Source organism: Serratia sp. SM04, from assembly GCF_040280225.1.
Classification (GTDB): Bacteria; Pseudomonadota; Gammaproteobacteria; order Enterobacterales; family Enterobacteriaceae; genus Serratia; species Serratia sarumanii.
In genome coordinates, this window is the sequence record NZ_JBEOQT010000004.1 from 75,825 (window position 1) to 100,490 (window position 24,666).

The 24,666-nt window shown below is 63.1% G+C and carries 24 protein-coding genes, 3 tRNA genes and 1 pseudogene; 19 read left to right on the top strand and 9 right to left on the bottom strand.

Going from position 1 to position 24,666, the window contains the following annotated elements; all coding sequences use genetic code 11:
- The first annotated feature begins 18 nt into the window (after positions 1-18).
- The 8 genes and pseudogenes from hpaD to hpaC all read left to right on the top strand — a co-directional run bounded on the left by hpaD (position 19) and on the right by hpaC (position 7,796).
- Positions 19-1,092 (top strand): 3,4-dihydroxyphenylacetate 2,3-dioxygenase, encoded by a 1,074-nt coding sequence (hpaD, locus tag ABTW55_RS07880; protein WP_004933173.1) that lies wholly within the window; start codon positions 19-21, stop codon positions 1,090-1,092.
- A 50-nt stretch (positions 1,093-1,142) separates the two neighbouring features.
- Complete coding sequence (locus ABTW55_RS07885) at positions 1,143-1,529, top strand: 5-carboxymethyl-2-hydroxymuconate Delta-isomerase (RefSeq protein WP_004933172.1); 387 nt, start codon at positions 1,143-1,145, stop codon at positions 1,527-1,529.
- Between the two features lie 14 nt (positions 1,530-1,543).
- Positions 1,544-2,347 carry a 2-oxo-hept-4-ene-1,7-dioate hydratase gene (gene hpaH / locus ABTW55_RS07890; protein ID WP_039567496.1) on the top strand — a complete coding sequence of 268 codons (804 nt, stop codon included), beginning with the start codon at positions 1,544-1,546 and terminating at the stop codon, positions 2,345-2,347.
- Between the two features lie 78 nt (positions 2,348-2,425).
- On the top strand, positions 2,426-3,220 hold the full coding sequence (gene hpaI / locus ABTW55_RS07895) for a 4-hydroxy-2-oxoheptanedioate aldolase (RefSeq protein WP_033636985.1): 795 nt from the start codon (positions 2,426-2,428) through the stop codon (positions 3,218-3,220).
- Between the two features lie 3 nt (positions 3,221-3,223).
- Positions 3,224-4,594: a 4-hydroxyphenylacetate permease gene (hpaX, locus tag ABTW55_RS07900; protein WP_033636986.1), complete on the top strand. Its 1,371-nt coding sequence runs from the start codon at positions 3,224-3,226 to the stop codon at positions 4,592-4,594.
- Positions 4,595-4,607: 13 nt separating this feature from the next.
- Positions 4,608-5,523: pseudogene (gene hpaA / locus ABTW55_RS07905) on the top strand (4-hydroxyphenylacetate catabolism regulatory protein HpaA).
- A gap of 178 nt (positions 5,524-5,701) precedes the next feature.
- A complete protein-coding gene (hpaB, locus tag ABTW55_RS07910) occupies positions 5,702-7,264 on the top strand; it encodes a 4-hydroxyphenylacetate 3-monooxygenase, oxygenase component (RefSeq protein ID WP_033636988.1) in 1,563 nt (520 codons plus the stop codon).
- A 16-nt stretch (positions 7,265-7,280) separates the two neighbouring features.
- A complete protein-coding gene (gene hpaC / locus ABTW55_RS07915; RefSeq protein WP_033636989.1) occupies positions 7,281-7,796 on the top strand; it encodes a 4-hydroxyphenylacetate 3-monooxygenase, reductase component in 516 nt (171 codons plus the stop codon).
- A gap of 33 nt (positions 7,797-7,829) precedes the next feature.
- Here the strand turns inward: hpaC and ampH are convergent, their stop codons facing one another.
- Both ampH and ABTW55_RS07925 read right to left on the bottom strand, forming a co-directional pair.
- Positions 7,830-8,972, bottom strand: a complete 1,143-nt coding sequence (gene ampH / locus ABTW55_RS07920; protein ID WP_047569437.1) for a D-alanyl-D-alanine-carboxypeptidase/endopeptidase AmpH — start codon at positions 8,970-8,972, stop codon at positions 7,830-7,832.
- 125 nt (positions 8,973-9,097) lie between these two features.
- Complete coding sequence (locus ABTW55_RS07925; RefSeq protein WP_033636991.1) at positions 9,098-9,856, bottom strand: FadR/GntR family transcriptional regulator; 759 nt, start codon at positions 9,854-9,856, stop codon at positions 9,098-9,100.
- A gap of 235 nt (positions 9,857-10,091) precedes the next feature.
- Between ABTW55_RS07925 and ABTW55_RS07930 the strand changes: the two genes are divergently transcribed.
- Genes ABTW55_RS07930 through fucP form a run of 7 tightly spaced genes read left to right on the top strand, consistent with a single transcriptional unit; the run spans position 10,092 to position 16,253 of the window.
- Positions 10,092-10,832, top strand: coding sequence for an SDR family oxidoreductase (locus ABTW55_RS07930; RefSeq protein WP_049194555.1), 741 nt, complete (start codon positions 10,092-10,094; stop codon positions 10,830-10,832).
- Positions 10,833-10,857: 25 nt separating this feature from the next.
- Positions 10,858-11,703, top strand: coding sequence for a fumarylacetoacetate hydrolase family protein (locus ABTW55_RS07935; protein ID WP_033648523.1), 846 nt, complete (start codon positions 10,858-10,860; stop codon positions 11,701-11,703).
- A 14-nt stretch (positions 11,704-11,717) separates the two neighbouring features.
- On the top strand, positions 11,718-12,995 hold the full coding sequence (locus tag ABTW55_RS07940) for an L-fuconate dehydratase (RefSeq protein WP_033648522.1): 1,278 nt from the start codon (positions 11,718-11,720) through the stop codon (positions 12,993-12,995).
- Between the two features lie 14 nt (positions 12,996-13,009).
- Positions 13,010-13,873, top strand: coding sequence for an amidohydrolase (locus ABTW55_RS07945; RefSeq protein ID WP_060422557.1), 864 nt, complete (start codon positions 13,010-13,012; stop codon positions 13,871-13,873).
- Positions 13,851-14,627 (top strand): SDR family oxidoreductase, encoded by a 777-nt coding sequence (locus tag ABTW55_RS07950; protein ID WP_060422554.1) that lies wholly within the window; start codon positions 13,851-13,853, stop codon positions 14,625-14,627. The genes ABTW55_RS07945 and ABTW55_RS07950 overlap by 23 nt, the downstream gene beginning before the upstream one ends.
- The gene (locus tag ABTW55_RS07955; protein ID WP_033652860.1) at positions 14,624-14,983 is read left to right on the top strand and encodes an L-rhamnose mutarotase; all 360 of its coding nucleotides are present in this window, start codon (positions 14,624-14,626) and stop codon (positions 14,981-14,983) included. Before ABTW55_RS07950 ends, ABTW55_RS07955 begins: the two co-directional genes overlap by 4 nt.
- 40 nt (positions 14,984-15,023) lie before the next feature.
- Positions 15,024-16,253 (top strand): L-fucose:H+ symporter permease, encoded by a 1,230-nt coding sequence (gene fucP / locus ABTW55_RS07960; protein ID WP_049212459.1) that lies wholly within the window; start codon positions 15,024-15,026, stop codon positions 16,251-16,253.
- Between the two features lies 1 nt (position 16,254).
- Here fucP and ABTW55_RS07965 read toward each other — a convergent pair whose 3' ends face one another.
- Positions 16,255-17,457 (bottom strand): MFS transporter, encoded by a 1,203-nt coding sequence (locus tag ABTW55_RS07965; RefSeq protein ID WP_060422552.1) that lies wholly within the window; start codon positions 17,455-17,457, stop codon positions 16,255-16,257.
- A 108-nt stretch (positions 17,458-17,565) separates the two neighbouring features.
- Between ABTW55_RS07965 and ABTW55_RS07970 the strand changes: the two genes are divergently transcribed.
- The gene (locus ABTW55_RS07970) at positions 17,566-18,477 is read left to right on the top strand and encodes a LysR family transcriptional regulator (protein ID WP_033637002.1); all 912 of its coding nucleotides are present in this window, start codon (positions 17,566-17,568) and stop codon (positions 18,475-18,477) included.
- 10 nt (positions 18,478-18,487) lie between these two features.
- Here the strand turns inward: ABTW55_RS07970 and ABTW55_RS07975 are convergent, their stop codons facing one another.
- Positions 18,488-19,684, bottom strand: coding sequence for an MFS transporter (locus ABTW55_RS07975; RefSeq protein ID WP_060422549.1), 1,197 nt, complete (start codon positions 19,682-19,684; stop codon positions 18,488-18,490).
- Between the two features lie 137 nt (positions 19,685-19,821).
- On the opposite strand from ABTW55_RS07975, the gene ABTW55_RS07980 reads away from it, so the two are divergent.
- A complete protein-coding gene (locus tag ABTW55_RS07980; RefSeq protein ID WP_033648512.1) occupies positions 19,822-20,418 on the top strand; it encodes a TetR/AcrR family transcriptional regulator in 597 nt (198 codons plus the stop codon).
- Positions 20,419-20,431: 13 nt separating this feature from the next.
- Here ABTW55_RS07980 and ABTW55_RS07985 read toward each other — a convergent pair whose 3' ends face one another.
- Positions 20,432-21,334 carry a GGDEF domain-containing protein gene (locus ABTW55_RS07985; protein WP_370739131.1) on the bottom strand — a complete coding sequence of 301 codons (903 nt, stop codon included), beginning with the start codon at positions 21,332-21,334 and terminating at the stop codon, positions 20,432-20,434.
- A gap of 442 nt (positions 21,335-21,776) precedes the next feature.
- Here ABTW55_RS07985 and ABTW55_RS07990 point away from each other — a divergent pair, with 442 nt between their 5' ends.
- On the top strand, positions 21,777-22,061 hold the full coding sequence (locus ABTW55_RS07990; protein ID WP_033637006.1) for a DUF1435 domain-containing protein: 285 nt from the start codon (positions 21,777-21,779) through the stop codon (positions 22,059-22,061).
- Between the two features lie 89 nt (positions 22,062-22,150).
- Here the strand turns inward: ABTW55_RS07990 and ABTW55_RS07995 are convergent.
- From ABTW55_RS07995 to ABTW55_RS08010, 4 genes are all read right to left on the bottom strand, one after another.
- Positions 22,151-22,237 (bottom strand) — tRNA-Leu (locus tag ABTW55_RS07995).
- Positions 22,238-22,279: 42 nt separating this feature from the next.
- Positions 22,280-22,366 (bottom strand) — tRNA-Leu (locus ABTW55_RS08000).
- 36 nt (positions 22,367-22,402) lie between these two features.
- Positions 22,403-22,489 (bottom strand) — tRNA-Leu (locus tag ABTW55_RS08005).
- A 72-nt stretch (positions 22,490-22,561) separates the two neighbouring features.
- Positions 22,562-23,506: a LysR family transcriptional regulator gene (locus ABTW55_RS08010; protein ID WP_060422546.1), complete on the bottom strand. Its 945-nt coding sequence runs from the start codon at positions 23,504-23,506 to the stop codon at positions 22,562-22,564.
- Between the two features lie 118 nt (positions 23,507-23,624).
- Here ABTW55_RS08010 and ABTW55_RS08015 point away from each other — a divergent pair, with 118 nt between their 5' ends.
- Positions 23,625-24,617, top strand: a complete 993-nt coding sequence (locus ABTW55_RS08015) for an aldo/keto reductase (RefSeq protein ID WP_060422543.1) — start codon at positions 23,625-23,627, stop codon at positions 24,615-24,617.
- Positions 24,618-24,666 lie beyond the last annotated feature (49 nt).

Consider the following 24,666-nt stretch of genomic DNA (forward strand, 5'->3'; position numbering starts at 1 on the left):
ACGAAAGAGATGAGAACAATGACGACAAAACTTACCACTAATGCTGTCCCTGCTCCCGACGTCGTGCGCTGTGCCTACATGGAAATTCAGGTCACGAACCTTAAAGCCGCACGCGAATTTTACGTCGATATCCTCGGCCTGGTCGTGACCGCCGAGGATGACAAAACCCTCTACCTGCGTTCGATGGAGGAGTTCATTCACCATAACTTGGTGCTGCGCGAAGGCCCGGTCGCCGCCGTTGCGGCGTTTGCTTTCCGCGTGCGCACGCCGGAAGACGTCGATCGCGCCGAAGCGTATTTCAAGGCGCTTGGCTGCCGCACCGAGCGGCGGGTGAACGGGTTCGCCAAAGGCATCGGCGATGCGGTGCGGGTCGAGGATCCGCTCGGCTTCCCGTATGAGTTTTTCTACGACGTGCAGCACGTCGAGCGTCTGGCCTGGCGCTACGATCTGTATACACCGGGCGCGCTGGTGCGCCTCGATCACTTTAACCAAATCACCCCTGACGTGCCGCGCGCCGTGGAATACATCCAGGGGCTGGGCTTCCGCGTGACGGAAGACATCCGCGATGAAGACGGCGTGGTTTACGCCGCTTGGATGCGCCGCAAGGCGACGGTGCACGATACCGCGATGACCGGCGGCGCCGGGCCGCGCATGCACCACATCGCCTTCGCCACCCATGAAAAGCACAATATTTTGGCCATCTGCGACAAGCTCGGCGCGCTGCGCAAATCCGATTTGATCGAACGCGGCCCCGGCCGTCACGGTGTCTCCAACGCGTTCTACCTCTACCTGCGCGATCCCGATGGCCACCGCGTGGAGATCTACACGCAGGATTACTACACCGGCGATCCGGACAACCCGACCGTGACCTGGGACGTGCATGACAACCAGCGCCGCGACTGGTGGGGCAATCCGGTGGTGCCGAGCTGGTATACCGAAGGATCGCTGGTGCTGGATCTCGATGGGCAGCCGCAGCCGGTCATCGAACGCAGCGCGCCCAGCGAAATGGCCGTCACCATCGGCGCAGACGGTTTTTCCTACACCCGTGAGGGCGATACGGAAAAAGGTTTCAAACTTGGCAATACGCTGTAAATGCCGCTGCGCGGGCCGCGCCCGCGCCTATGCGCCGTCTGGAGAACGCTATGCCCCATTTTTACGCTGAATGTACCGACAACATCCGCCGCGAGGCGGATTTGCCCACCCTGTTCGCCAAGGTCAACGAAGCGCTGGCGGCGACCGGCATCTTTCCGCTGGCCGGCGTACGCAGCCGCGCCATCTGGCTCGACACCTGGCAGATGGCCGACGGCAAGCAGGACTACGCCTTCGTGCACATGACGCTGAAGATCGGCCACGGCCGCAGCCTGGAAAGCCGGCAGCAGGTGGGCGAGATGCTGTTTGCGCTGATCAAGGAACACTTCGCCGCGCTGATGGCGCAGCGTTACCTGGCGCTCTCTTTCACTATGGAAGAGCTGGATCCGGTGCTGAATTACAAACAGAACAATGTCCACGCGCTGTTCAACAAGGCGTGAATAAGGGGTCGTAAATGCTGGATAAAGAGCAGGTTAACCGCGCCGTACAGCGCCTGCATCAGGCGGAAAAGAGTCGTGAACAGATCCGCGCGCTGTCGCTCGATCATCCCGAGATCACCATCGAGGACGCCTACGCCATTCAGCGGCAGTGGGTGGAGCTGAAGATCGCCGAGGGGCGCAAGCTCAAGGGCCACAAGATCGGCCTGACCTCGCGCGCCATGCAGGTGAGCTCGCAGATCACCGAGCCGGACTACGGCGCGCTGCTGGACGACATGTTCTTCAATGACGGCAGCGACATTCCGATCGATCGCTTTATCGTGCCGCGGGTGGAGGTGGAGCTGGCGTTCGTGCTGGCCAAGCCGCTGCGCGGGCCGAACTGCACGCTGTTCGACGTCTACAACGCCACCGACTACGTCATTCCGGCGCTGGAGATCATCGACGCGCGCAGCCACAACGTCGATCCCGAGACGCAGCGGCCGCGCAAGGTGTTCGACACCATCTCCGACAACGCCGCCAACGCCGGGGTGGTAATGGGCGGGCGGCCGATCAAGCCGGATGCGCTGGATCTGCGCTGGATCGCCGCGCTGCTGTACCGCAACGGCGTGATTGAAGAGTCCGGCGTGGCGGCGGCGGTGCTCAACCACCCGGCCAACGGTGTGGCCTGGCTGGCCAACAAGCTGGCGCCGTATGAGGTGGAGCTGGAAGCGGGGCAGGTGATCCTCGGCGGCTCCTTCACCCGGCCGGTGCCGGCGCGGCGCGGCGACACCTTCCACGTCGACTACGGCCCGATGGGCTGCATCAGCTGCCGCTTTGTCTAATAAGCAGGCTCGGCGAACCGGGCCGCAATAAACCGGGCGGGGAGCCATGCGCTACGCCCGCTTGTCAGGGAGAATGCGATGTTAACCAACCACTTCAAGCGTGCGCTGCAGGAAAAACGCCCGCAGATCGGGCTGTGGCTCGGGCTGTGCAGCAGCTACAGCGCCGAGCTGCTGGCCGGCGCCGGTTTCGACTGGCTGCTGATCGACGGCGAACATGCGCCCAACAACGTGCAAACGGTGCTGGGGCAGCTGCAGGCGGTCGCGCCTTACCCGAGCCGGCCGGTGGTGCGGCCGCCGTGGAACGACGCGGTGATCATCAAGCAACTGCTGGACGTCGGCGCGCAAACCTTGCTTATCCCGATGATTCAAAACGCCGAACAGGCGCGCGATGCGGTGCGCGCCACGCGCTATCCGCCGCACGGCGTACGCGGCGTCGGCAGCGCCCTGGCGCGCGCTTCGCGCTGGAACCGGGTGCCCGATTACCTGCAGCAGGCCGACGAGCAGATGTGCGTGCTGGTGCAGATTGAAACCCGCGAAGCGGTGAAAAACCTCGACGCCATTTTGCAGGTGGAAGGGGTGGACGGCGTGTTTATCGGCCCGGCGGATCTCAGCGCCGATATGGGCTTCGCCGGCAATCCGCAGCACCCGGAGGTGCAGCGCACCATCGACGACGCGATTGCGCGCATCCGCGCCGCCGGCAAGGCGCCCGGCATTTTGATGGCCAACAAGGCATTGGCGCAGCGCTATCTGGAAGCCGGCGCGCTGTTCGTCGCGGTGGGGGTGGACACCACCCTGCTGGCGCGGGCGGCGGAAGCCCTGGCTGACGAGTTCAAACAGGGCGGGGTGCAAGCGCCTTCATCGGGAGTTTACTGAACCATGAACCACGTCGATTCGCTGCCGCCGGCCAACCCGGCGCAGCAACATAAAGCGTTAACCGCCGCCGAGCAATCGGTGATTAAAAAGTTGTTTCGGCGCCTGATCATTTTCCTGTTCGTGTTGTTTGTTTTCTCTTTCCTCGACCGTATCAACATCGGCTTCGCCGGGCTGACGATGGGCAAAGATCTCGGCCTCAGCTCGACCATGTTCGGGCTGGCGGCGACGTTGTTCTATGTCACCTACGTGATCTTCGGCATTCCGAGCAACATGATGCTGAGCCGGGTCGGCGCGCGGCGCTGGATCGCCACCATCATGGTGCTGTGGGGCATCGCCTCCACCTGCACCATGTTCGCCACCGGGCCGACCAGCCTTTACGTGCTGCGCATGATCGTCGGCATCACCGAGGCCGGTTTCCTGCCGGGCATTCTGGTGTACCTCACCTACTGGTTCCCGGCGTTCTACCGCGCCCGCGCCAACGCCTTGTTCATGATCGCCATGCCGGTGACCATGGCGATCGGCTCGCTGGTCTCCGGCTATATCCTGGCGCTGGACGGGGTGATGAACCTGAAGGGCTGGCAGTGGCTGTTTCTGCTGGAAGGCATTCCGTCGGTGCTGCTGGGCGTGGTGGTGTGGTTTTACCTCGACGATACGCCGGCCAAGGCCAAGTGGCTGACCGACGAGGAAAAATCCAGCCTGCAGGCGATGATGGAGGCCGACAAGCTGCAGCTGGTGCAGCCCAACGGGCCGAGCAGCCACCGCGCGCTGCAGCAACGCAGCCTGTGGCGCGAGATTTTCACGCCGATCGTGCTGATGTACACGCTGGCCTATTTCTGCCTGACCAACACCCTGAGCGCGATCAACATCTGGACGCCGCAGATCCTGCAAAGCTTCAACCAGGGCAGCAGCAACGTGACGATCGGCATTCTGGCGGCGATCCCGCAGATCTGCACCATCGCCGGCATGGTGTGGTGGAGCAAACGATCCGACAGGCTGCAGGAGCGCAAGCATCACACCGCGCTGCCATACCTGTTCGCCGCCGCCGGCTGGCTGCTGGCGTCTGCCACCGATCACAGCCTGATCCAGCTGCTGGGGATCGTGATGGCCTCGGTCGGCTCCTTTACCGCCATGGCGATCTTCTGGACCACGCCGGATCAGTCGATCAGCCTGGAAGCGCGCGCGGTGGGGATCGCGGTGATCAACGCCACCGGCAATATCGGATCGGCGCTCAGCCCGCTGTTGATCGGCTGGTTCAAGGATCTGACCGGCAGCTTCAACTCCGGGCTGTATTTCGTCTCGGCGCTGCTGATCGTCGGCGCCGTGCTGGTGTGGCGCATCCCGATGAAGGATTCGCGCCCGAGGGCGACGCCTTGATGCGCAAGTGGGCATGATTGCAGGAGGTCATGAGGTGCGGAAAAGTACCGGCTTTATCGCCAACATCGATATTTGCAAAGAGTATGACGCGCGCTACGCCGCCGACGAGGTGCACTACGAAACCTTCGCCGGGCTGGCGGCATTCTTCGGCCGCGACATGCAGGTGCACTGGCACGACTGCTTCTTTCAGGTGCATTTCCTGGAAACCGGCAAGATAGAGCTGCAGCTCGACGATCAGCACTATTCGGTGCAGGCGCCGCTGTTCATCCTTACGCCGCCGTCGGTGCCGCATGCGTTCTTCACCGAACCGGACAGCGACGGCCACGTGCTGACGGTGCGCCAGGAGCTGATTTGGCCGCTGCTGGAGCGCCTGTATCCCGGCAGCAACCTGGCGCTGGACATGCCGGGCATCTGCCTGTCGCTGGCCGATGCGCCGCAGGAGCTGGGCGCTCAGCCACTACTGGGCGCTGATCCGCCGCGAGTTCGGCCAGAACCTGGCCGGGCGCGAACAGACGCTGGCGCTGCTGGCGCAGGCGGTGTTCACGCTGCTGCTGCGCAACACCGCGCTGGAAGACAACGCCAACAGCGGCGTGCGTGGCGAACTGCAGCTGTTTCAGCGGTTCAACAAGATGGTGGACGAGCGTTTTCGCGAGCATCTGCCGGTGCCGGAGTATGCGCAGGCGCTGGGGGTGACCGAATCGCGGCTCAACGACCTGTGCCGGCGCTTCGCCAACCGGCCGCCCAAGCGGCTGATCTTCGATCGGCTGCTGCGCGAGGCCAAACGCATGCTGCTGTTCAGCGCCTGCACGGTGCATGAAACCGCCTACAGCCTCGGCTTCAAGGATCCGGCCTATTTCGCCCGTTTTTTCAATCGGCTGGAAGGCTGTTCCCCCTCGACCTACCGCGCGGCGCAACACGCCCTTTCGTAACCGCGATCACAGTTTGCCGCGAAAGCGGCAAACTGACCTGAAAAGTACCGGCGATTGCCGCAAAAGTCTCTTCTCGAAACCGGCTTTGGCAGCTTCAATTAAGCAACCAAAAGAAAACATTATTTTAACAAATGGCCGGATCCACGGCCTGAAAAATGCCGATGACGAGGAAGACCCGATGAAACCAGAAGACTTTCGTGCCGACAGCAAACGCCCGTTCACCGGCGCCGAATACCTGAAAAGTTTGCAGGACAGCCGCGAAATCTACATTTACGGCGAGCGTGTGAAAGACGTCACCACCCACCCGGCGTTCCGCAACGCGGCGGCGTCTGTCGGCCAGCTGTATGACGCGCTGCACGATCCGGCCAGCCAGGATCGCCTGTGCTGGAATACCGACACCGGCAACGGCGGCTATACCCATAAATTCTTCCGCTATGCCCGCAGCCCGGAAGAGATGCGCCAGCAGCGCGACGCCATCGCCGACTGGTCGCGCCAAAGCTACGGCTGGATGGGTCGCACGCCGGACTACAAGGCGGCCTTCGGCTGCGCGCTGGGCGCTTATCCGGAGTTCTACGGCCAGTTCGCCGACAACGCGCGCCACTGGTACAAACGCATTCAGGAAACCGGGCTCTATTTCAACCACGCCATCGTCAACCCGCCGATCGACCGCCACAAGCCGGTCAACGAGGTGAAGGACGTTTACATTCAGGTGGAGAAAGAGACCGACGCCGGCATCGTGGTCAGCGGCGCCAAAGTGGTGGCGACCAACTCGGCGTTGACCCACTACAACTTCATCGGCTTCGGTTCGGCGCAGGTGATGGGCGATAACCCGGACTTCGCGCTGATGTTTGTGGCGCCGATGGACGCCGAAGGGGTGAAGCTGATTTCGCGCGCCTCCTACGAGCTGGTGGCCGGCGCCACCGGATCGCCGTTCGACTACCCGCTTTCCAGCCGCTTCGACGAGAACGACGCGATCCTGATCATGGATCATGTGCTGATCCCGTGGGAAAACGTGCTGATCTACCGCGATTTCGACCGCTGCCGCCGCTGGAGCACCCAGGGCGGTTTCGCCCGGCTGTTCCCGCTGCAGGCCTGCGTGCGCCTGGCGGTGAAGATGGACTTCATCACCGCGCTGCTGCAAAAGAGCCTCTCTTGCACCGGCGTGCTGGAGTTCCGCGGCGTGCAGGCCGATCTGGGCGAAGTGGTGGCCTGGCGCAACCTGTTCTGGTCGCTGAGCGACGCGATGTGCGCCGAAGCCACAAAATGGGAAAACGGCGCCTACCTGCCGGATTCCGCCGCGCTGCAAACCTACCGCGTGATGGCGCCGATGGCCTACACCAAGGTGAAACACATCATCGAGAAGAACGTCACCAGCGGCCTGATCTACCTGCCGTCCAGCGTGCGCGACATGAACAACCCGGAGATCGACAAGTACCTGGCGCGCTACGTGCGCGGATCGGACGGTATGGATCACGTCGAACGCATCAAGATCCTCAAGCTGATGTGGGATGCGATCGGCAGCGAATTCGGCGGCCGCCACGAGCTGTATGAGATCAACTACGCCGGCAGCCAGGATGAGATCCGCCTGCAGTGCCTGCGCCACGCGCAGGGATCCGGCAACATGGATCGCATGATGCAGATGGTCGACAAGTGCCTGGCCGATTACGATCAGCACGGCTGGAAGGTGCCGCACCTGCGGAACAATGACGATATTAATCAGTTGGATAATCTGCTGAAGTAATTCAGGAGGAGGTTGTATGTCTCAGGAAAATGAACAGCGCCTGCGCTTTCGCGACGCCATGGCCAGCCTGTCGGCGGCGGTGAATATCGTCACCACCGACGGCCCGGCGGGGCGCTGCGGCATCACCGCCACGGCGGTGTGCTCGGTAACCGATACGCCGCCGACGCTGCTGGTGTGCATCAACCGCAACAGCGCGATGAACCCGGTGTTTCAGGAAAACCGCAGGCTGTGCGTCAACGTGCTCAACCACGAGCAGGAGCTGATGGCGCGCCACTTCGCCGGCATGACCGGCGTCAGCATGGAAGATCGTTTCCGGCTGGAAGAGTGGCAGCTCGGCGCGCTGGGGCAGCCGGTGCTGCGCAATACCCTGGCCAGCCTGGAAGGGGAGATCGAGCAGATCCAGAGCATCGGCACCCACCAGATGTACCTGGTGCAGATCAAGCAGATCGCGCTGAGCGAAGCCGGCAACGGGCTGATCTACTTCAAGCGCAATTTCCATTCGGTGATCCACCCGATGGCGGTGCCGGCCTGAGGCGTTGGGGCGCAGCCCGCTGCGCCCCGCGTTTCAACTCTTGTTGGCCGCCAGATCGCTCACCAGGCGGTTGACCGGATCGCTCATGTTGGTGAACTTGCTCAGCTCAGAGCGGGTCACCACCACGAACACCCCGACGTTTTTCGCCGGGATCATCGCCATGTAGGTAATGAACCCGCCGCCGCCGCCGGTCTTCTGAATGATGCCCGGCAGCCCGTCCTTCGGCGCCATATACACCCAGCCCAACCCCAGCGCATCCGCTTGCCCCGGCACGTCCATGCCCTTCAGCGACACCAGATCGTGGCGCTGGAAGTACATGGTTTGCTCGCTGGCGGCGGTGGCTTTGCGCGGGCCGCTGGCGCTGGAGGAGAGGAATTGTTGCATCCAGCGCTGCATGTCGCGCGGGGTGGAGTAGACGCCGCCGCTGCCAGCCGCGGCGGTGGTGTCGCGGCAGGCGCTCGGGCCGGCCGCCGCCACCATCAGGCGCGAGCACTGTTCGGGGCTCGGCGTCAGCGTGGTGTCGACCATGCCGAGCGGCGCGGTGATTTTCTCTTTCAGCAGCGCGTTGTAAGGCTTGCCCGCGGCGCGCGACAGCGCGTCGGCCAGCAGGTCATACGCCAGGTTGGAGTAGGCGGCGCGTACGCCCGGCGGCACCGTAACGTTGGCATGCGCCAGCCACTGCCAGCGCTGGGCCTTGGTCGGCCAGGTGAACACCGGCGTCTTCGGCGGCTTCTTGCCCGGCTGCTCGCGCGGGAGCGCGCTGGTGTGCGTCGCCAGGTTCAGCAGGGTGATCGGTTGGCCGGCGTTGTAAGCCGGCACATAGGCACCTTTGGGGGCGTACTTGCGCAGCGGGTCAGTCAGTTTGACCTGGCCTGCCGCCGCCATTTTCACCATCACTTCGCTGGTCATCAGCTTGGTGATCGACGCGATGCGGATCAGCGAATCCGGGCGCGGGCGCAGGTTGTTGCCGGGTTTGGTATCGCCAAAGCTGCGGTTAACCACCTGATTGCCGTCGATCACCACCAGCGCCATGCCGGTGGCACCGCTGTTGTAGAAAATATGTTCGGCATACTGGTCGACGATTTGCGAAGCCAGCTGCGGGGGGGCGGCCAGCGCGGCCAGCGGCGCGGCGCACAGGCCCAGCGCCAGCAATAAAGCGGAGACAGAGTTCTTCAACGGTCGTTATCCATTTAACAATGCAGCGGGAAAGGGCGTTATTCGTCGCCCAGTGTAATGCGCTCAGGCCCTGGCTGCATGTAGAAAAAAGAGCGGTGACGATAAATTTTTTGACCGCCGGCGGCCTACTGCGCGCGGGCGAAAATGGCGATCACTTCATCGAGGTGCGCCTTCATCGCCTTGCGGGCGCCGCGCACGTCGCGCGCTTCGATCGCCGCCAGGATCGCCCGGTGTTCCAGCTCGGAACGGTGCGGCATGTCGTCCGGCGTATAGTGGCGCTGCAGCACGCGAAACATGCTGCCGTAACGGTGGCCGAGCAGGTGGCCGATAATGAACGCATAGGCCGGGTTGCCGCTGGCCTGGGCGATGCGGATGTGGAACAGCCGATCGCCGGGGTGAGTGGCGGAGCCGGCGCGGTTATCGCGGCAGTTCTGCTCGTAGGCGGCGCGGATGCCCGCCAGCTCTTCGTCGGTGGCGTGGCGCGCGGCCAGCGCGGCGGTCTCCGGTTCGATCAACAGGCGGGTTTGCAGCAGTGAAAACGGCGGCAGCTCGGCGTTGAAATCCAGTTCGATATTCAGTTCGTCGTCGATCTCCGCCCATTGGTTGCGGCCGGCCTGCGCCATCACCGGCTCCTGCGACGGCGCCAGCGGCGTTTGCGAGCGCACGATCACCCCGTTGCCGACCTTGACGTCCACCAGGCCGATCACTTCCAGCGCGATCAGCGCTTCGCGCACCGACGCGCGGCTGACCTGCAACTGCTGGGCGAGATCGCGCTCCGAGGGCAGGCGGCTGCCCGGCGGAAATTCGTTATTTTCGATCAGACGTTTGAGCTGGTCTGCTATCTGTCTGTAAATTCTTGGGTTTTCCAGTCGGGTAATCGGCATTTTTGACCTTTGACGATTCGGCGTTCAGTGATTTGGCGCACAATTATGCGACAAGGCGCTTGAGTAATCGTTATTCAAGTGTAAAAAAATGGTTAATTGAAATGCGGTTTCAAGGCTGTTTTATTAACTTCTTCCCCCAACGATAACGCGTAAAGCGTCTTTTGTCATGTTAGAGGCCTGACCTTTAACCGCCTTTAGTGGCCTGACCATTAGACCTTTAGGCCGAGGAGTCAAGATGGATTTAACCGGGAAACGCGTACTGATCACCGCCGCCGGGCAAGGGATCGGTTTTACCACCGCCAGGCTGTTCGCCGCCGCCGGTGCCGAGGTGATCGCCAGCGACATCAACCTCGAGCGCCTGCAGGGCTGCGCCGGGATCCGCGCACTGACGCTGAACGTCACCGATCCGGCCGCCATCGCGGCGGCGGCGGAAGCGATCGGCCCGATCGACGTGCTGTTCAACTGCGCCGGCGTGGTGCACAGCGGATCGATCCTCGATTGCAGCGAAGATCAGTGGGCGTTCGCGCTCGATCTCAACGTTACCGCGATGTTCCGCATGATCCGCGCCTTCCTGCCGGGCATGTTGGCGCGCGGCAAAGGCTCGATCATCAACATGTCCTCGGTGGCCTCGAGCGTGAAAGGGGTGCCGACCCGCTTCGCTTACAGCGCCAGCAAGGCGGCGGTGATCGGCCTGACGCGCTCGGTGGCGGCGGACTACGTCACGCAGGGCATCCGCTGCAACGCCATCTGCCCCGGCACGGTGGAGTCGCCGTCGCTGCGCCAGCGCATTGCCGAGCAGGCGCGCGAGCAGGGGCGCAGCGAGCAAGAGGTGTATCAGGCGTTCGTCGCCCGTCAACCGATCGGGCGCATCGGCACCACCGAGGAAATCGCCCAACTGGCGCTGTATCTGGCCTCCGACGCCAGTTCGTACACCACCGGCACGGTGCAGATCATCGACGGCGGCTGGAGCAACTGAGTCGCCATTTTTGAGAGAGGAACGCATGAAACTTTTACGTTACGGGCAACCCGGGCAAGAGCGCCCCGGCATGTTGGATGCGCAGGGCCGCCTGCGCGATCTGTCGCAGCATATCGCCGACGTGGGGGGCGCCGCGTTATTGCCGGCGTCGCTCGCCAAACTGCGCGCGCTGGACAGCGCCGCGCTGCCGCTGGTCGAAGGGCAGCCGCGCCTCGGCGCCTGCGTCGGCGGCATCGGCAAGTTTATCTGCATCGGCCTGAACTACGCCGATCACGCGGCGGAAACCGGCGCGGCCATTCCTGAAGAACCGGTGGTGTTCAACAAATGGACCAGCGCGGTGGTCGGCCCCTATGACCAGGTGGAGATCCCGCGCGGCTCGCAGAAAACCGACTGGGAAGTGGAGCTGGGCGTGGTGATCGGCCAGGGCGGGCGCTACATCAGCGAAGCTGACGCCATGCGCCACGTCGCCGGTTACTGCGTGATCAACGACGTTTCAGAACGCGAATATCAAATTGAACGCGGCGGCACCTGGGACAAGGGCAAAGGCTGCGACACCTTCGGGCCGATCGGCCCCTGGCTGGTCACCGCCGATGAGATCGCCGATCCACACAGCCTGAACCTGTGGCTGGAGGTGGACGGCAAGCGCTATCAGGACGGCAACACCAGCACCATGATCTTCCGCATTCCGCAGATCGTCAGCTACCTCAGCCGCTTTATGAGCCTGCAGCCGGGCGACGTGATCTCCACCGGCACGCCGCCGGGCGTCGGCATGGGGCAGAAACCGCAGCCCATCTACCTGCGGGCGGGCCAGACGATGCGTCTGGGCATCGAAGGGCTGGGCGAACAGCGCCAGCAAACCGTACAGGCCTAATCGGGAGCGCCGCCATGACCACCATTACCGCACTGCGGGTTGAAGACATTCGTTTCCCCACGTCGCTGGGGCTGGACGGATCCGACGCCATGAATCCGGATCCCGACTATTCCGCCGCCTACGTGATCCTGGAGACCGATCGCGCGGATCTCAGCGGCCACGGGCTGACGTTCACCATCGGCCGCGGCAACGAGATCTGCTGCGCGGCGATCCGCGCGCTGGAGCATCAGATCGTCGGCGAGCGGCTGGAAGATATCGCCGCCGACATGGGCGCCTTCTGGCGGCGCTTCACCAGCGACAGCCAGCTGCGCTGGATTGGGCCGGACAAGGGGGCCATTCACCTGGCGACCGGTGCGGTGGTCAACGCGGTGTGGGATCTGTGGGCCAAATCGGTCGGCAAGCCGGTGTGGCGGCTGGTGGCGGAGATGACGCCGGAGGAGCTGGTGCGCTGCATCGACTTCCGTTACATCACCGACTGCATCACGCCGCAGGAAGCGCTGGCGCTGCTGAAACAGCGTGCCGAGGGCAAAGAAGAGCGCCTGGCGCGGCTGCTGCAGGAGGGGTATCCCTGCTACACCACCTCCGCCGGTTGGCTGGGTTATCCGGACGACAAGCTGCGTCGCCTGTGCCAGGAAGCGGTCGACGCCGGTTTCTCCTACCTGAAGCTGAAAGTCGGGCGCGATCTGGAAGATGACATCCGCCGGGTGCGCATCGCCCGCGAGGTGATCGGCCCGGATCGCCGGCTGATGATCGACGCCAACCAGGTGTGGGAGGTGGACGAAGCCATTCCGTGGGTGAAGCATCTGGCGTTCGCCAAACCCTGGTTTATCGAAGAGCCGACCAGCCCGGACGACGTGGAAGGGCACCGCCGCATCCGCGAAGGGGTGGCGCCGGTCAAGGTGGCCACCGGCGAGATGTGCCAGAACCGCATCATGTTCAAGCAGTTCATCATGCGCGGCGCGGTAGACGTGGTGCAGATCGATGCCTGCCGTCTCGGCGGCGTCAACGAAGTGCTGGCGGTGATGCTGATGGCGGCCAAATACCAGCTGCCGGTCTGCCCGCACGCCGGCGGCGTCGGGCTGTGCGAGTACGTGCAGCACCTGTCGATGATCGACTACCTGTGCATTGCCGGCACCCACGAAGGCCGAGTGATCGAGTACGTCGATCATCTGCATGAACACTTTGTCGATCCCTGCGTGATCAACGGCGCGGCCTACATGCCGCCGAGCCGCCCCGGCTATTCGATCGAGATGCATTCGTCGTCGATCGAGCAGTATCGGTTCCGCGGGTGAGGCGGGAGGATCGCATGCCGCGCATCGACGCTCATCAGCACTTCTGGCGCTATCAGCCACGGCACTACCCGTGGATCGACGAGCGGATGAGCGTGCTGCGGCAGGATTTCGATCCGCCCCGGCTGCAGCCGCTGTTGCAGGAACAGGGGTTCGACGGCGCGCTGGCGGTGCAGGCGCGCCCCAGCGAGGAAGAGACGCTGGCCCTGCTGGCGCTGGCTGAGCAGGGCGAGGGCGTATGCGGCGTAGTGGGCTGGCTGGATATCGCTTCGCCACAGCTGGCGCAGCGTCTGGAGGCCTTGCGGCCTTATAGCGCGCTGCGCGGGGTGCGCCATCAGGTGCAGGACGAAGCGGATCCGGCGGCCTGGCTGGCGCGGCCGGAAGTGGGGCACGGCATGCAAACGCTGCAGCGCGCCGGGTATGTGTACGAGATCCTGGTGACGCACCGGCATCTGGCGGCCGCGGCGGCGTTCGCCGCCCGCCACGATGAGCACTGGTTGGTGTTGGATCATCTCGGCAAGCCGGATATCGCGCGCGGCGCGCGGCACTGGGCGCAGCAAATTCGGCCGCTGGCGGCGCTGCCGCACGTGGCCTGCAAGCTGTCGGGGCTGATCACCGAGGCGCCGGGTGGCCGGTGGCGGGCGGAAGAACTGCTGCCGTTCTTCGACGCCGCGCTGGAGGCGTTCGGCCCGCAGCGGCTGATGTTCGGCTCCGACTGGCCGGTGTGCCTGCTGGCCGGCGATTACCGCCAGGTGGTGCAACTGTGCGAACGGGCGCTGTCGACGCTGGGGGCCGCCGAGCAGGCGGCGATTTGGGGCGACACCGCCTGGCGAATTTACGGTTTAACGGAGTCTGGTTATGGATCTGTATCTGCAAGATAAGGTGGTGCTGGTCACCGGCGGCGGTGCCGGCATCGGCGCGGCGATTGCTCATGTGCTGGCCGAAGAAGGCGCGATCCCGGTGCTGGTCACCAACGCCGCGCCGGAGGCGGCGCTGCTGGCCGATTTGCAGCGGCTGCAGCCGCGCACCGAGGTGATCCTCACCGAACTGTGCGACGAGGCGGCCTGCCGCCGCGCGGTCAGCCAGACGCTGGCGGCCTTCGGCCGCATCGACGGGCTGGTGAACAACGCCGGGGTCAACGACGGCGTCGGGCTGGAGGCGGGGCGCGAAGCCTTCGTCGGCTCGTTGGAAAAGAACCTGGTGCACTACTACCTGATGGCGCACCTGTGCCAGGCGGCGCTGCAGGAGAGCCGGGGCGCTATCGTCAACATCGCCTCCAAGACCGCGCTCAGCGGCCAGGGCGGCACCAGCGGTTACACCGCCGCCAAGGGCGCGGTGCTGGCGCTGACGCGTGAATGGGCGGTGTCGCTGCGCCATGACGGCGTGCGGGTGAACGCGGTGGTGCCGGCAGAGGTGATCACCCCGCAGTACCAGCGCTGGCTCAACACCTTCGCCGAGCCGCAGCGGCAGATGGCGAAAATCACCGCGCGCATTCCGCTCGGGCAGCGCATGACCACGCCGCAGGAGATCGCCGATACCGTGGCGTTTCTGCTGTCGTCGCGGTCATCGCATACCACCGGGCAGTGGCTGTCGGTGGACGGCGGCTACCTGCATTTCGATCGGGCGCTGACGTGAGCGGCGCGGCGGCAGGGCGGCGCCGTTTCTGCCAGGCGCTCGATCTGATTGACTCACCGGCGCTGATTGCGGAGTACCTGCAGCATCATCAGCGCATCTGGCCGGGCATCGCCGCGCATTTGCGCGAGCACGGCATTCTGGACATGGAGATTTACCGGTTGGGCACCCGGCTTTTCATGATCGTGGAGGTCAGCGCCGATTTCGACGCTGCGCGCTTTGACGCCGCTAGCCTGAACAACCCCGAAGTACAGCGATGGGAAGCGCTGATGTGGCACTACCAGGCCGCCACCCCCTGGACGCCGCAGGGCGAAAAATGGGTGGAAATGGCGCGGATATTTTCTCTGCAACAGCAATAACGCCAACATCATCATCGCCAGACGATACGAGGGTATCACCATGCTTGCTGAAAAAAGCGCGGCCTCCGCGCAGCCGGGCGTCTCCGTGACCGCCAATCTGCGCTGGGCCTTTATCCTGGTCACCAGCCTGTTCTTCATGTGGGGGCTGTCCTATGGCCTGCTGGACGTATTGAACAAACATTTTCAGGAGACGTTGCATGTCACCAAGGCGCAATCGGGGCTGCTGCAGGCGGCCTATTTCGGCGCCTATTTCCTGGTGGCGCTGCCCGCCGGGTACTTTATGGACCGCAAGGGCTATAAGGCGGGCATTCTGGTCGGGCTGTGCCTGTATGCGCTGGGAGCGCTGCTGTTCGTGCCGGCGGCGTCGGCCAACAGCTTCGGCGTGTTCCTGTTCGCGCTGTTCGTTATCGCCAGCGGTTTGGGCTGCCTGGAAACGGCCGCCAACCCGTACGCCACGGTGCTGGGCGACGCGCAGGGCGCCGAACGGCGGCTCAACCTGGCCCAGTCGTTCAACGGCCTCGGGCAGTTTATCGGCCCATTGATCGGCGGCACGCTGTTCTTCTCCGCCAGCCAGTCCGCCGGCGGCGGCGATCAGAGCGCGGTGAAGATGACCTATGTGGCGATCGCCGTGCTGGTGCTGCTGATCGCGCTGTTGTTCAGCCGCACCCGGCTGCCGGCGATCCGCGAAGAGGAAAAACCGGTGCACGGCGTGATAGCGCAGGGATTATGGCAGCATCCGCATTTCGTCGGCGGGGTGATCACGCAGTTCTTCTACGTGGCGGCGCAGGTGGGCGTGGGGGCGTTCTTCATCAACTACGCCACCGAACACTGGCGCGAGGTGTCTAACCAGAGCGCCTCTTACCTGCTGTCGATCGCTATGATCTGCTTTATGGTCGGGCGCTTCTTCAGCACCTGGCTGATGGGGCGAGTCAAACCGGCGACGCTGCTGGCGGCCTATGCGCTGATCAACATCGCGCTGTGCGGCGTGGTGATGCTGAGCGTCGACGGGGTGTCGGTGGTGGCGCTGATCGCGGTGTTCTTCTTTATGTCGATCATGTTCCCGACCATTTTCGCCCTGGGGGTGAAAAACCTGGGTAAACACACCAAGCGCGCCAGCTCCTTTATGATCATGGCGATCGTCGGCGGCGCCATCATGCCGTACTTTATGGGGGCGCTGGCCGACCGTTACAGCACCGCGCTCTCTTATCTGTTGCCGCTGCTGTGCTTCGCGGTGGTGCTGGTTTACGGCCTCCGGCAGCGCCGCGCCTGATTCACCCCGGCGGCGAATCGGCCTTCGCCGCCGTTGTCAGCGCCTGTGGGCGCGTTCGCATCAGGATCGCCAGCGCCAGCAGCAGCACGATGCCGGACAGCACGCCGTTTATCGTTAAGCCTCCGGCGTCCACCACCAGCCCGCCCGCCAGCGAGCCGCAGGAAATCGCCAGATTAAACAGCGCGATATACAGCGAAGAGGCGACCTCGACCGCATTGGGCGCCGCCTTGAGCATCCACGCCATCAGCGACACGGAAACGCCGCCGTAGGCGATGCCCCACAGCAGGAGGAAGGCACCGCCGCTCAGCGGCGCGCGGCCCAGCAGCGGCAGCAGCAGGACGGCGAGCGCCAGCCCGAAGGCGATCAGCGCCAGGGTGCGGCGCAGCCGTTTGGCGGCGGCCTGGCCGGCGATGAAATTCCCGACGATACCGGCGGCGCCGTAGGCGAACAGCAGCGGCCCCACCCAGCGGCTCTCGATGCCGGCGACCGTCTGCAGCAGCGGGCGGACAAAGGTGTAGGCCATAAAGTGGCCGGCGACCAGCAGAAACGTCAGCAGCAGCCCGAGGAGCAACCGGCGATTCGCGCGCTGCGCGGTGAACGACCGCCAGCTCACCGCCTGCGTGACCGGCAGCGGCGGCAGCACGCACAGCAGCAGGAGCAGGGTCAGCGCCGCCAGGACGGCGACGGCCAGAAACGCCATGCGCCAGCCCAGCGCTTCGCCGAGGAACACCCCGAGCGGCACGCCGAGCACCGAGGCCGCCGCTACGCCGCCGAAGATGACGGACAGCGCCAATCCGACGGAGGCCGGCGGCACCAGACGTTCCGCCAATCCGCCGGCGATGGCCCAGATACCGCCGATGCAAAAGCCCAGCAGGATGCGCGCAGCGAACAGCAGCGCCATGGAGGTAGCGGCGGCGGCCAGCAGGTTGGCGGCGATCAGCAGCAGCAGAAAGACGATCAGCAGGCTGCGGCGATCCGTGCGCCGTGCGCCCAGCACCACCAGCGGGGCGAACAGCGCGGCGAACAGGGCAGGCAGGGAAATCAGCAGCCCGGCGCGGCCTATCGATGCGTTCAAGGTGCTGACTATCGGGGTCAGCAGCCCGACGGGCAGCATTTCTGCCGTGACGACGGTAAAGGTGGATAGGCCGATGGCGAAGGTCGCCAGCCAGGGTTTTGCGCCGCCGCCGGCGTGTAAGGCACTCATAATGACTCTCCCAACAGATGAAGAGCCTCAGTGTATCCGCGCCAAAATGGCTGATAAACTGGCCTGAATGCGCAACATTGGGGACAAATCATGGCTAATTTACCGTCTATGCCGTTGGATAACCTGACCGACCTGCTGGTGTTCATTCGCGTCGCCGACGCCTGTAGCTTCACGCTGGCGGCCGAGAGGCTGGGCATCTCCCGCTCGGCGGCGGGCAAATGCGTGATCCGATTGGAGGAGCGATTAGCCACCCGGTTGCTGCAGCGCACCACGCGCAGCGTCAGCCTGACCGAAGACGGCGCGGTGTTTTACGAGTATGCGCAGCGCATCCTGTCGCAGGCCGAAGAGGCGGAAACGGCGCTCAATACGCGGCGGCAAACCCCACGCGGGCGGCTGCGGCTGGATCTGCCGGTCTCGTTGGGGCGGTTGCATATCCTGCCGATTCTGCGGGAGTTTTTGGCGCAGTGGCCGGAGGTGGACGCCGACGTCAGCTTCTCCGACGATTACAGCGATCTGGTGCGCGACGGCATCGACGTGGCTGTCCGCGTCGGCGGCAACGACGACAGCCGGCTGGTGCGGCGGGTGCTCGCGCCACATCGCCTGATCACCTGCGCGGCGCCGGATTATCTGGCGCGGCACGGCACGCCTGCAAAACCGGAGGCGTTGGGCGATCACGAGACGCTGGTCTTCAGCCATCAGGGGCTGCCGGCGCCCTGGCGCTATTTGGTCAACGGCCAACTGCACGAACAGCCGGTGCGCGGCCGGATGCGTTTCAACAACGTCGAGGCCTTGAGGGATGCGGCCGTCGCCGGAGCCGGCCTGTGCCAGGTGGGGGCGTTTCTGGTCGGCGAGCAGATTGCGGCCGGCACGCTGGTGCCGGTGCTGGAGCGCTATTGCCGCCCGGGGCCGCCGATCTGCGCCGTCTATCCCAGCCGGCGCCATCTCTCCCCCAAGGTGAAACTGTTCCTGGCGGCGATCGAACGGCGCTGGCAGGGCAAGGCGATTTGGGAAACCGCTTAGCGCGAGCGATTCACGCCGCTTTCAAGGCCAGCGTTCGCCGCATTAAGCGGTAGCCGCCGGCCGCCACCAGCAGCACGATCAGCCCGGCGGTGAGCGTGACGCCGAAGCCGGCCGCTATCCCGGCGGCATCGATCGCCAGGCCCGCCAATGCGGCGCCGAGCGCCACGCCTATCCCCAGGCCGGTGACCATCCAGGTCAACCCCTCCGTCAGCCGGGAGGGCGGCACGATGTTTTCAACCAGCCCCATGGCAATGATCATGGTCGGCGCAAAAAACAATCCGGCAACAAACATCGCCGCCGCCAGCGTCAAGACATTGTGCACCCACAGCAGCGGCAGGGTGGTGAAGGCGGTGGCAAACGCCGCGTATAAGAACAGGCGAGGCAAGGGGACGGGGATCTTCATTGCGCCGAAAATCAGCCCGGCCAGGCAGGAGCCGAACGCGTAAACCGACAGCACGATGCTGGCGGCGGCCGGCTGTCCTTGCTGCTCGGCGAAGGCCACGCTGATGACGTCCACGGTGCCGACGATGGTGCCCAGGGCGATCAGCGCCAGCAGCAGGATCTGCATTGACGGCATGGCCAGGATGGCGCGCTGCCGCTGGTTATTGCGGGTGTAGACCGGGGGCTGAGTGCTTTTTTGGGAGGCGAATGCCGCAACGCCCGCCACCAGAAGCAGCGCGGCCACCAGAGGACCGGCTTCTGGGAAGAGTGAAACGCTAAGCCCCACGGCGATCGGTGGGCCGACGATAAAGGCCACTTCATCTAACACGGACTCGAATGAAAATGCCGTGTGCAGCTGTGGCGTGCCGCGATAAATTTCGCTCCAGCGGGCTCGGACCATCGCGGAGATGCTGGGCATGCCGCCCGCAAGCGCGGCGAAGACGAACAGCGTCCAGTCCGGCGCCCGATAGTGGGTGCAGAGCAACAGCAGTAGCAGGGCGAGCGTACTGATCCCGGTGGCATACGGCAGCACGCGGCTTTGGCCGTGACGATCCGCCGCGCGCGCGATTTGCGGCGCAAGCAGCGCCATGGAAAAGGCGAACGTCGCCGCCACCGCGCCCGCCAACCAATAAGAGCCGCGTACCTGTGAGAGCATGGTGATGATGCCGATACCGGTCATCGAGACCGGCAGGCGCGCGATCAGCCCGGCAGAGGAAAACGCCTTGCTGCCCGGGGCGTTGAACAGGTTGAAATAAGGATTTGCCATGGAAAGGGCTCCAGAAGTTGGCGGCTCAGTATTCGCTCAATGGCCATCATTGACATACGCCACGTATGTTACGTTAATTGACATACATGGCGTATGTCAATTATAACGTTCATCAATAACGAGGCGGGAGTGGACCCATGGCACGTAAAGCGCGCGCAGAAATGATTGAAGAAACCCGACAAAAACTGGTGGCGGCCGCCCGTCAGCAGTTCGGCAGCGTGGGGTATGCCGAGACGGTGATGGATGAACTCACCGCGCAAGCCGGCATGACGCGCGGTGCGCTCTATCACCATTTTGGCGATAAAAAGGGGTTGTTCCTGGCGGTTGTGAAGGCGATTGACGCTGAAATGGATGCGCGTCTTGCCGACATTACCGCGCGTACGGCGGATGACTGGGAGGCGTTTGCGGCGCGTTGTCGCGGTTATTTGATCATGATGACGGAGCCGCAAGCGCAGCGCATTCTGCTGCGCGACTCACCTTCGGTGCTGGGGGCTGAATATTTGCAGGCCAGTAAGCTGCAATGCATTGTCTGGATGACGGGCGCATTGCAGGCGTTGATGGCGCAGGGGCGCATCGCTGTCGCCGAGCCGGAATCGCTGGCGCATTTGATCAACGGCGGCCTGATGGATGCCGCGCTTTGGATCGCGCACCAGCCGGATGAGAAAACCGCTTTGGAGCAGGCGTTGGCCGGTTTGTCGCTATTGCTGAACGGCTTGCGGCCAACGGCCGCTTAACCGGGCAGGGTATTTACTCCTGCGGCAGCAGCAGGGCGGGCTGGACGTTTTGCGCCAGCTGAATATTGTTGCGGCCGCTGTGCTTCGCCAGATAGAGCGCGGCGTCGGCCGCGCCGATCGCCGATTCGACGTCCAGTTTTTCCAATGCCGAGATGCCGGCGCTGAGCGTCAGCGTACCGCTGTGCTGCGAGCTGGCGCCGTGCGGGATATTCAGTTCCGCCACCCGTTGGCGCACCCGTTCGGCCAGCTGCGCCGCGTAGCCTTCGTGCACGTTGGTCAGCAGCACCAAAAACTCTTCCCCGCCGTAGCGCACCACGATGTCGCGCGAACGCACCGCATCGCGGATGGCGATCGCCACCTGCACCAGCGCCCGGTCTCCCATGGCGTGGCCGTAGCTGTCGTTGTAGACCTTGAAGTGGTCGATATCCAGCAGCAGCACGTAGTGGCGGCCGGTTTGCGGTTCCAGCAGCATGTTGATCTTATTCTCCAGCCCGCGACGGTTATAAAGGCCGGTCAGGGGATCGAGCATGCTCAAATTATTGAATTTGTCCCGCTCGTTATACAGGTTGGCCACCAGCGCGTGGGTAAAGATTTCACTGCGTTTCAACATCAGGTGATGAATGGAAAAAGCAATAATAGGCAATAGCGTGGTGAATAATATCCGCAGGGTATTATGCATACCGTCTAAAGCCAGGATCATCATTGCGGAAGGCACGGCGTGTAAACAAAAGGCGGTAAAGTTGTCCGTCAGAGAAATAGCGCTGATAAAAAAGATGCTGAACAAACTAATTAATAAAAAATCTTGGTTATTCGGCAGGCAATATTGACTTTTAACGTAGATATGTGCAGCCCACAGCAGGCCGAGCACGCTGGCGAACAGGTTGAGTTTGTACAGGTATTGCCGCGGCGTATGCAGAGAAAATAGCGCTGCCGCCAGACAAAATAACGGGATGCATAATAAAGGCAGAGTAAAAGAAGGGACATCCCTAAAAGGGAACAATAACGTAAATATGGAAGAGGCGGCATTCATCATTAGAAAAAGAAATAATGCCAGGCGCTGCTTGCTGTTCAGTAATTCCTGATAAGAACGGGCGTTCATACGGAGGTCACTCTTTGCAAAGTCGTACTGTCGAATAATTAAGGTTGAGAAGCATTCCCTTGGCGCGAAATATCCACTTGAATTGCATGGTTGACCGTTGTGATTATTATCATGCAAACAGGACTAGGAATTTTCTTATGTCAAATTATCATTTTTTCCTGCTGGTGTCATCTGGGTTTGGTCATCGCAGCGAAAATGATGCGGCGGCCAAAAAAGTGTTATATGATATTGGTTATCATTATCACTTGAGGGGGTTGTCATGCTCACTGCCATGATTGCCGCATGCGGGCTATGGGGCGTCAGCTGGTGCCTCGGCGATCGCCTGGCCAGCGCCTGGGGCGTTTTGCTGCCATGCGCGCTGATGCCGCTGCTGGCCTTGATCGATCTCGATATGATGCAGCTGCGCAGCCTGATCGTGATAGCGATGTTGGCGACGCTGGTGATGCTGTTCAACAGCCGGCTGCGTCATTATCTGCTGCTGCCTTCCTGCATGGCGCTGGCGGGCGGCCTGGCGGCGGTCAGCCTCAACTTCAGCTTCGGGTAAAACGCCGGAAACGGCAAAACCACGCTTAGGCGTGTTTTTCATCAATGCGTTGGGATTTTTTCGAAGGGACTGCCGGAGAGATCATCAATTGGTGCGAAGAGAGGGACTTGAACCCTCACGTCCGTAAGGACACTAACACCTGAAGCTAGCGCGTCTACCAATTCCGCCACCTTCGCACAGTCGATGTTGTTGCTTTGATTTATATTACGTCGCCAGCTTGGTGCGAAGAGAGGGACTTGAACCCTCACGTCCGTAAGAACACTAACACCTGAAGCTAGCGCGTCTACCAATTCCGCCACCTTCGCATCGATGCTGAGTGCAATATAAATCATGTGGTTATTTGGTGCGAAGAGAGGGACTTGAACCCTCACGTCCGTAAGGACACTAACACCTGAAGCTAGCGCGTCTACCAATTCCGCCACCTTCGCGTACCAGAAACATTACCGGAGTAACGTTACCACGGAGGCGAATTCTAGAGATTTTGGCGGGCACGTCAACAGTTATTTCCCCGCATTGCAGGCGTTTGCTGGAAAAACAGCCATATCGCCGCTTTTCCGCTGGTCAAACAGCCAAATCAGCCAATCAATCAACACCCTGACCCGTGGCGCCAGGAAACGGCCGGGCGGATACATGATGTAAATCGGCATCGGCGGCGGCGGCGTGTCCGCCAGCACTTCCACCAGTTCGCCCCGTTCCAGCCAGGGGGCAAGCGAATAGCGCGCCGCCTGAATCAACCCCATGCCGGCCCGCGCGCCGGCGATGTAGGCGTCGGCGCCGCTGACGCTCAGCCGGGCGGGGAGTTCGCGCAGTTCCACTTTGCCGCCGCGGCAGAATTCCAGCGGGTAATCGCGGTTGCTGGCCAGGGAAAAATACCCCACCGCGCGGTGCGACGCCAGGCTATCGATGTCGAGCGGCGTGCCGCAGGCCTGCAGGTAAGCGGGGGAAGCGCAGGTGACCTGCGGCAATTGGGCGATGCGCCGCGCCACCAGGCTGTCGTCTTCGGTTTCCCAGGCGCGCAGCACGCAGTCCACGCCTTCGCGCAACAGATCGACGTGGGTGTCGTTGGCGCCCAGCGCCAGCGTGATGTCGGGATAGCGCCGGTAAAAGTCGTCCAGCGCCGGAATGACAATCTGGCGCGCCAGCGAATGGGGCATATCGATGCGCACTTTGCCGGACGGTTGCAGCTTATGGTGGCTGAACAGCGTGTCCGCCTCCTCCAGCGCCCCCAGCAACTGTACGCAGCGTTGATAGTAGAGGCTGCCTTCGCTGGTCACCTGCACCTGGCGGGTGGTGCGGATCAGCAGGCGCACGCCCAGCCGCTGCTCCAGCCGTTTCAACGCGTTGCTGACCGTGGCGCGCGGCAGCTGCAGGCGCTCGGCCGCCCGGCTGAAGCTGCCCAGTTCGACGATGCGGGTAAAAATGCGCATGGCTTGAACCTGATCCATGTCCACTCCGGATTGTTGGTGATTTTTGAACAGTGATGTGCAATCTGCATTATTTATCTTTGTAGCGTAAACAACCAGACTTTGCTGCGTTATCCGTTCATCGCATGAGGGCAGCACAATGCAACAACGTAAACTGGGTTCTCACGGCCCCCTCGTCTCCGCCCTGGGGTTGGGATGCATGGGCATGAGCGACTTCTACTCCACCGGCGCCGATCGGCAGGAAGCCATCGCCACGCTGCACCGGGCGCTGGAGCTGGGCGTCACGCTGCTCGACACCGCCGACATGTATGGCCCGCACACCAACGAGGAATTGGTGGGGGAAGCGATCAAGGGCAAACGGCAACAGGTGTTCCTGGCCACCAAGTTCGGCATCCTGCGCGATCCGGCGGATCCTTCGGCGCGCGGCGTCAGCAGCCGGCCCGAGTATATCCGGCGCTCGGTGGAAGGCAGCCTGCGGCGCTTGGGCGTAGAAGAGATCGATCTTTATTATCAGCATCGGGTCGATCCGCAGGTGCCGATCGAAGACGTCGTGGGCACGATGGCGGATCTGATCCGCGAAGGCAAGATCCGCCATATCGGCCTGAGCGAGGCGTCGGTCGCCACGCTGGAGCGGGCGCACAAGGTGCATCCGATCACCGCACTGCAGACCGAGTATTCGCTGTGGACGCGCGATGCCGAACAGGGCGTGCTGGCGGCCTGTGAGCGCCTTGGCATCGGCTTTGTGCCTTACAGCCCGTTAGGGCGCGGTTTCCTCACCGGCGCTATCCGGCGGCCGGAGGATCTGGCCGAGGACGATTTCCGCCGCGGCAACCCGCGCTTCCAGGGGGAAAACTTCGCCCGCAACCTGGCGCTGGTGGAGAAGGTGGGGGAGCTGGCGGCACAGAAGGGCGTCAAGCCTTCACAGCTGGCGCTGGCCTGGGTGTTGGCGCAGGGCGAGCACATCGTGCCGATCCCCGGCACCAAACGCCGTCGCTACCTCGAAGAGAACGTCGCGGCGGCGGAGATAACGCTGAGCGCGGCCGAACTGGCGACGATCGACGCGGTGTTTCCGCTGAGTGCGGCGGCCGGCGATCGCTACGGCGCGGAGTCGATGACTTACATCAACGGTTAAAAAAAAGCGCGGCCTCAGGCCGCGCTCTGTCGTTTTCCGCCAACGGCGA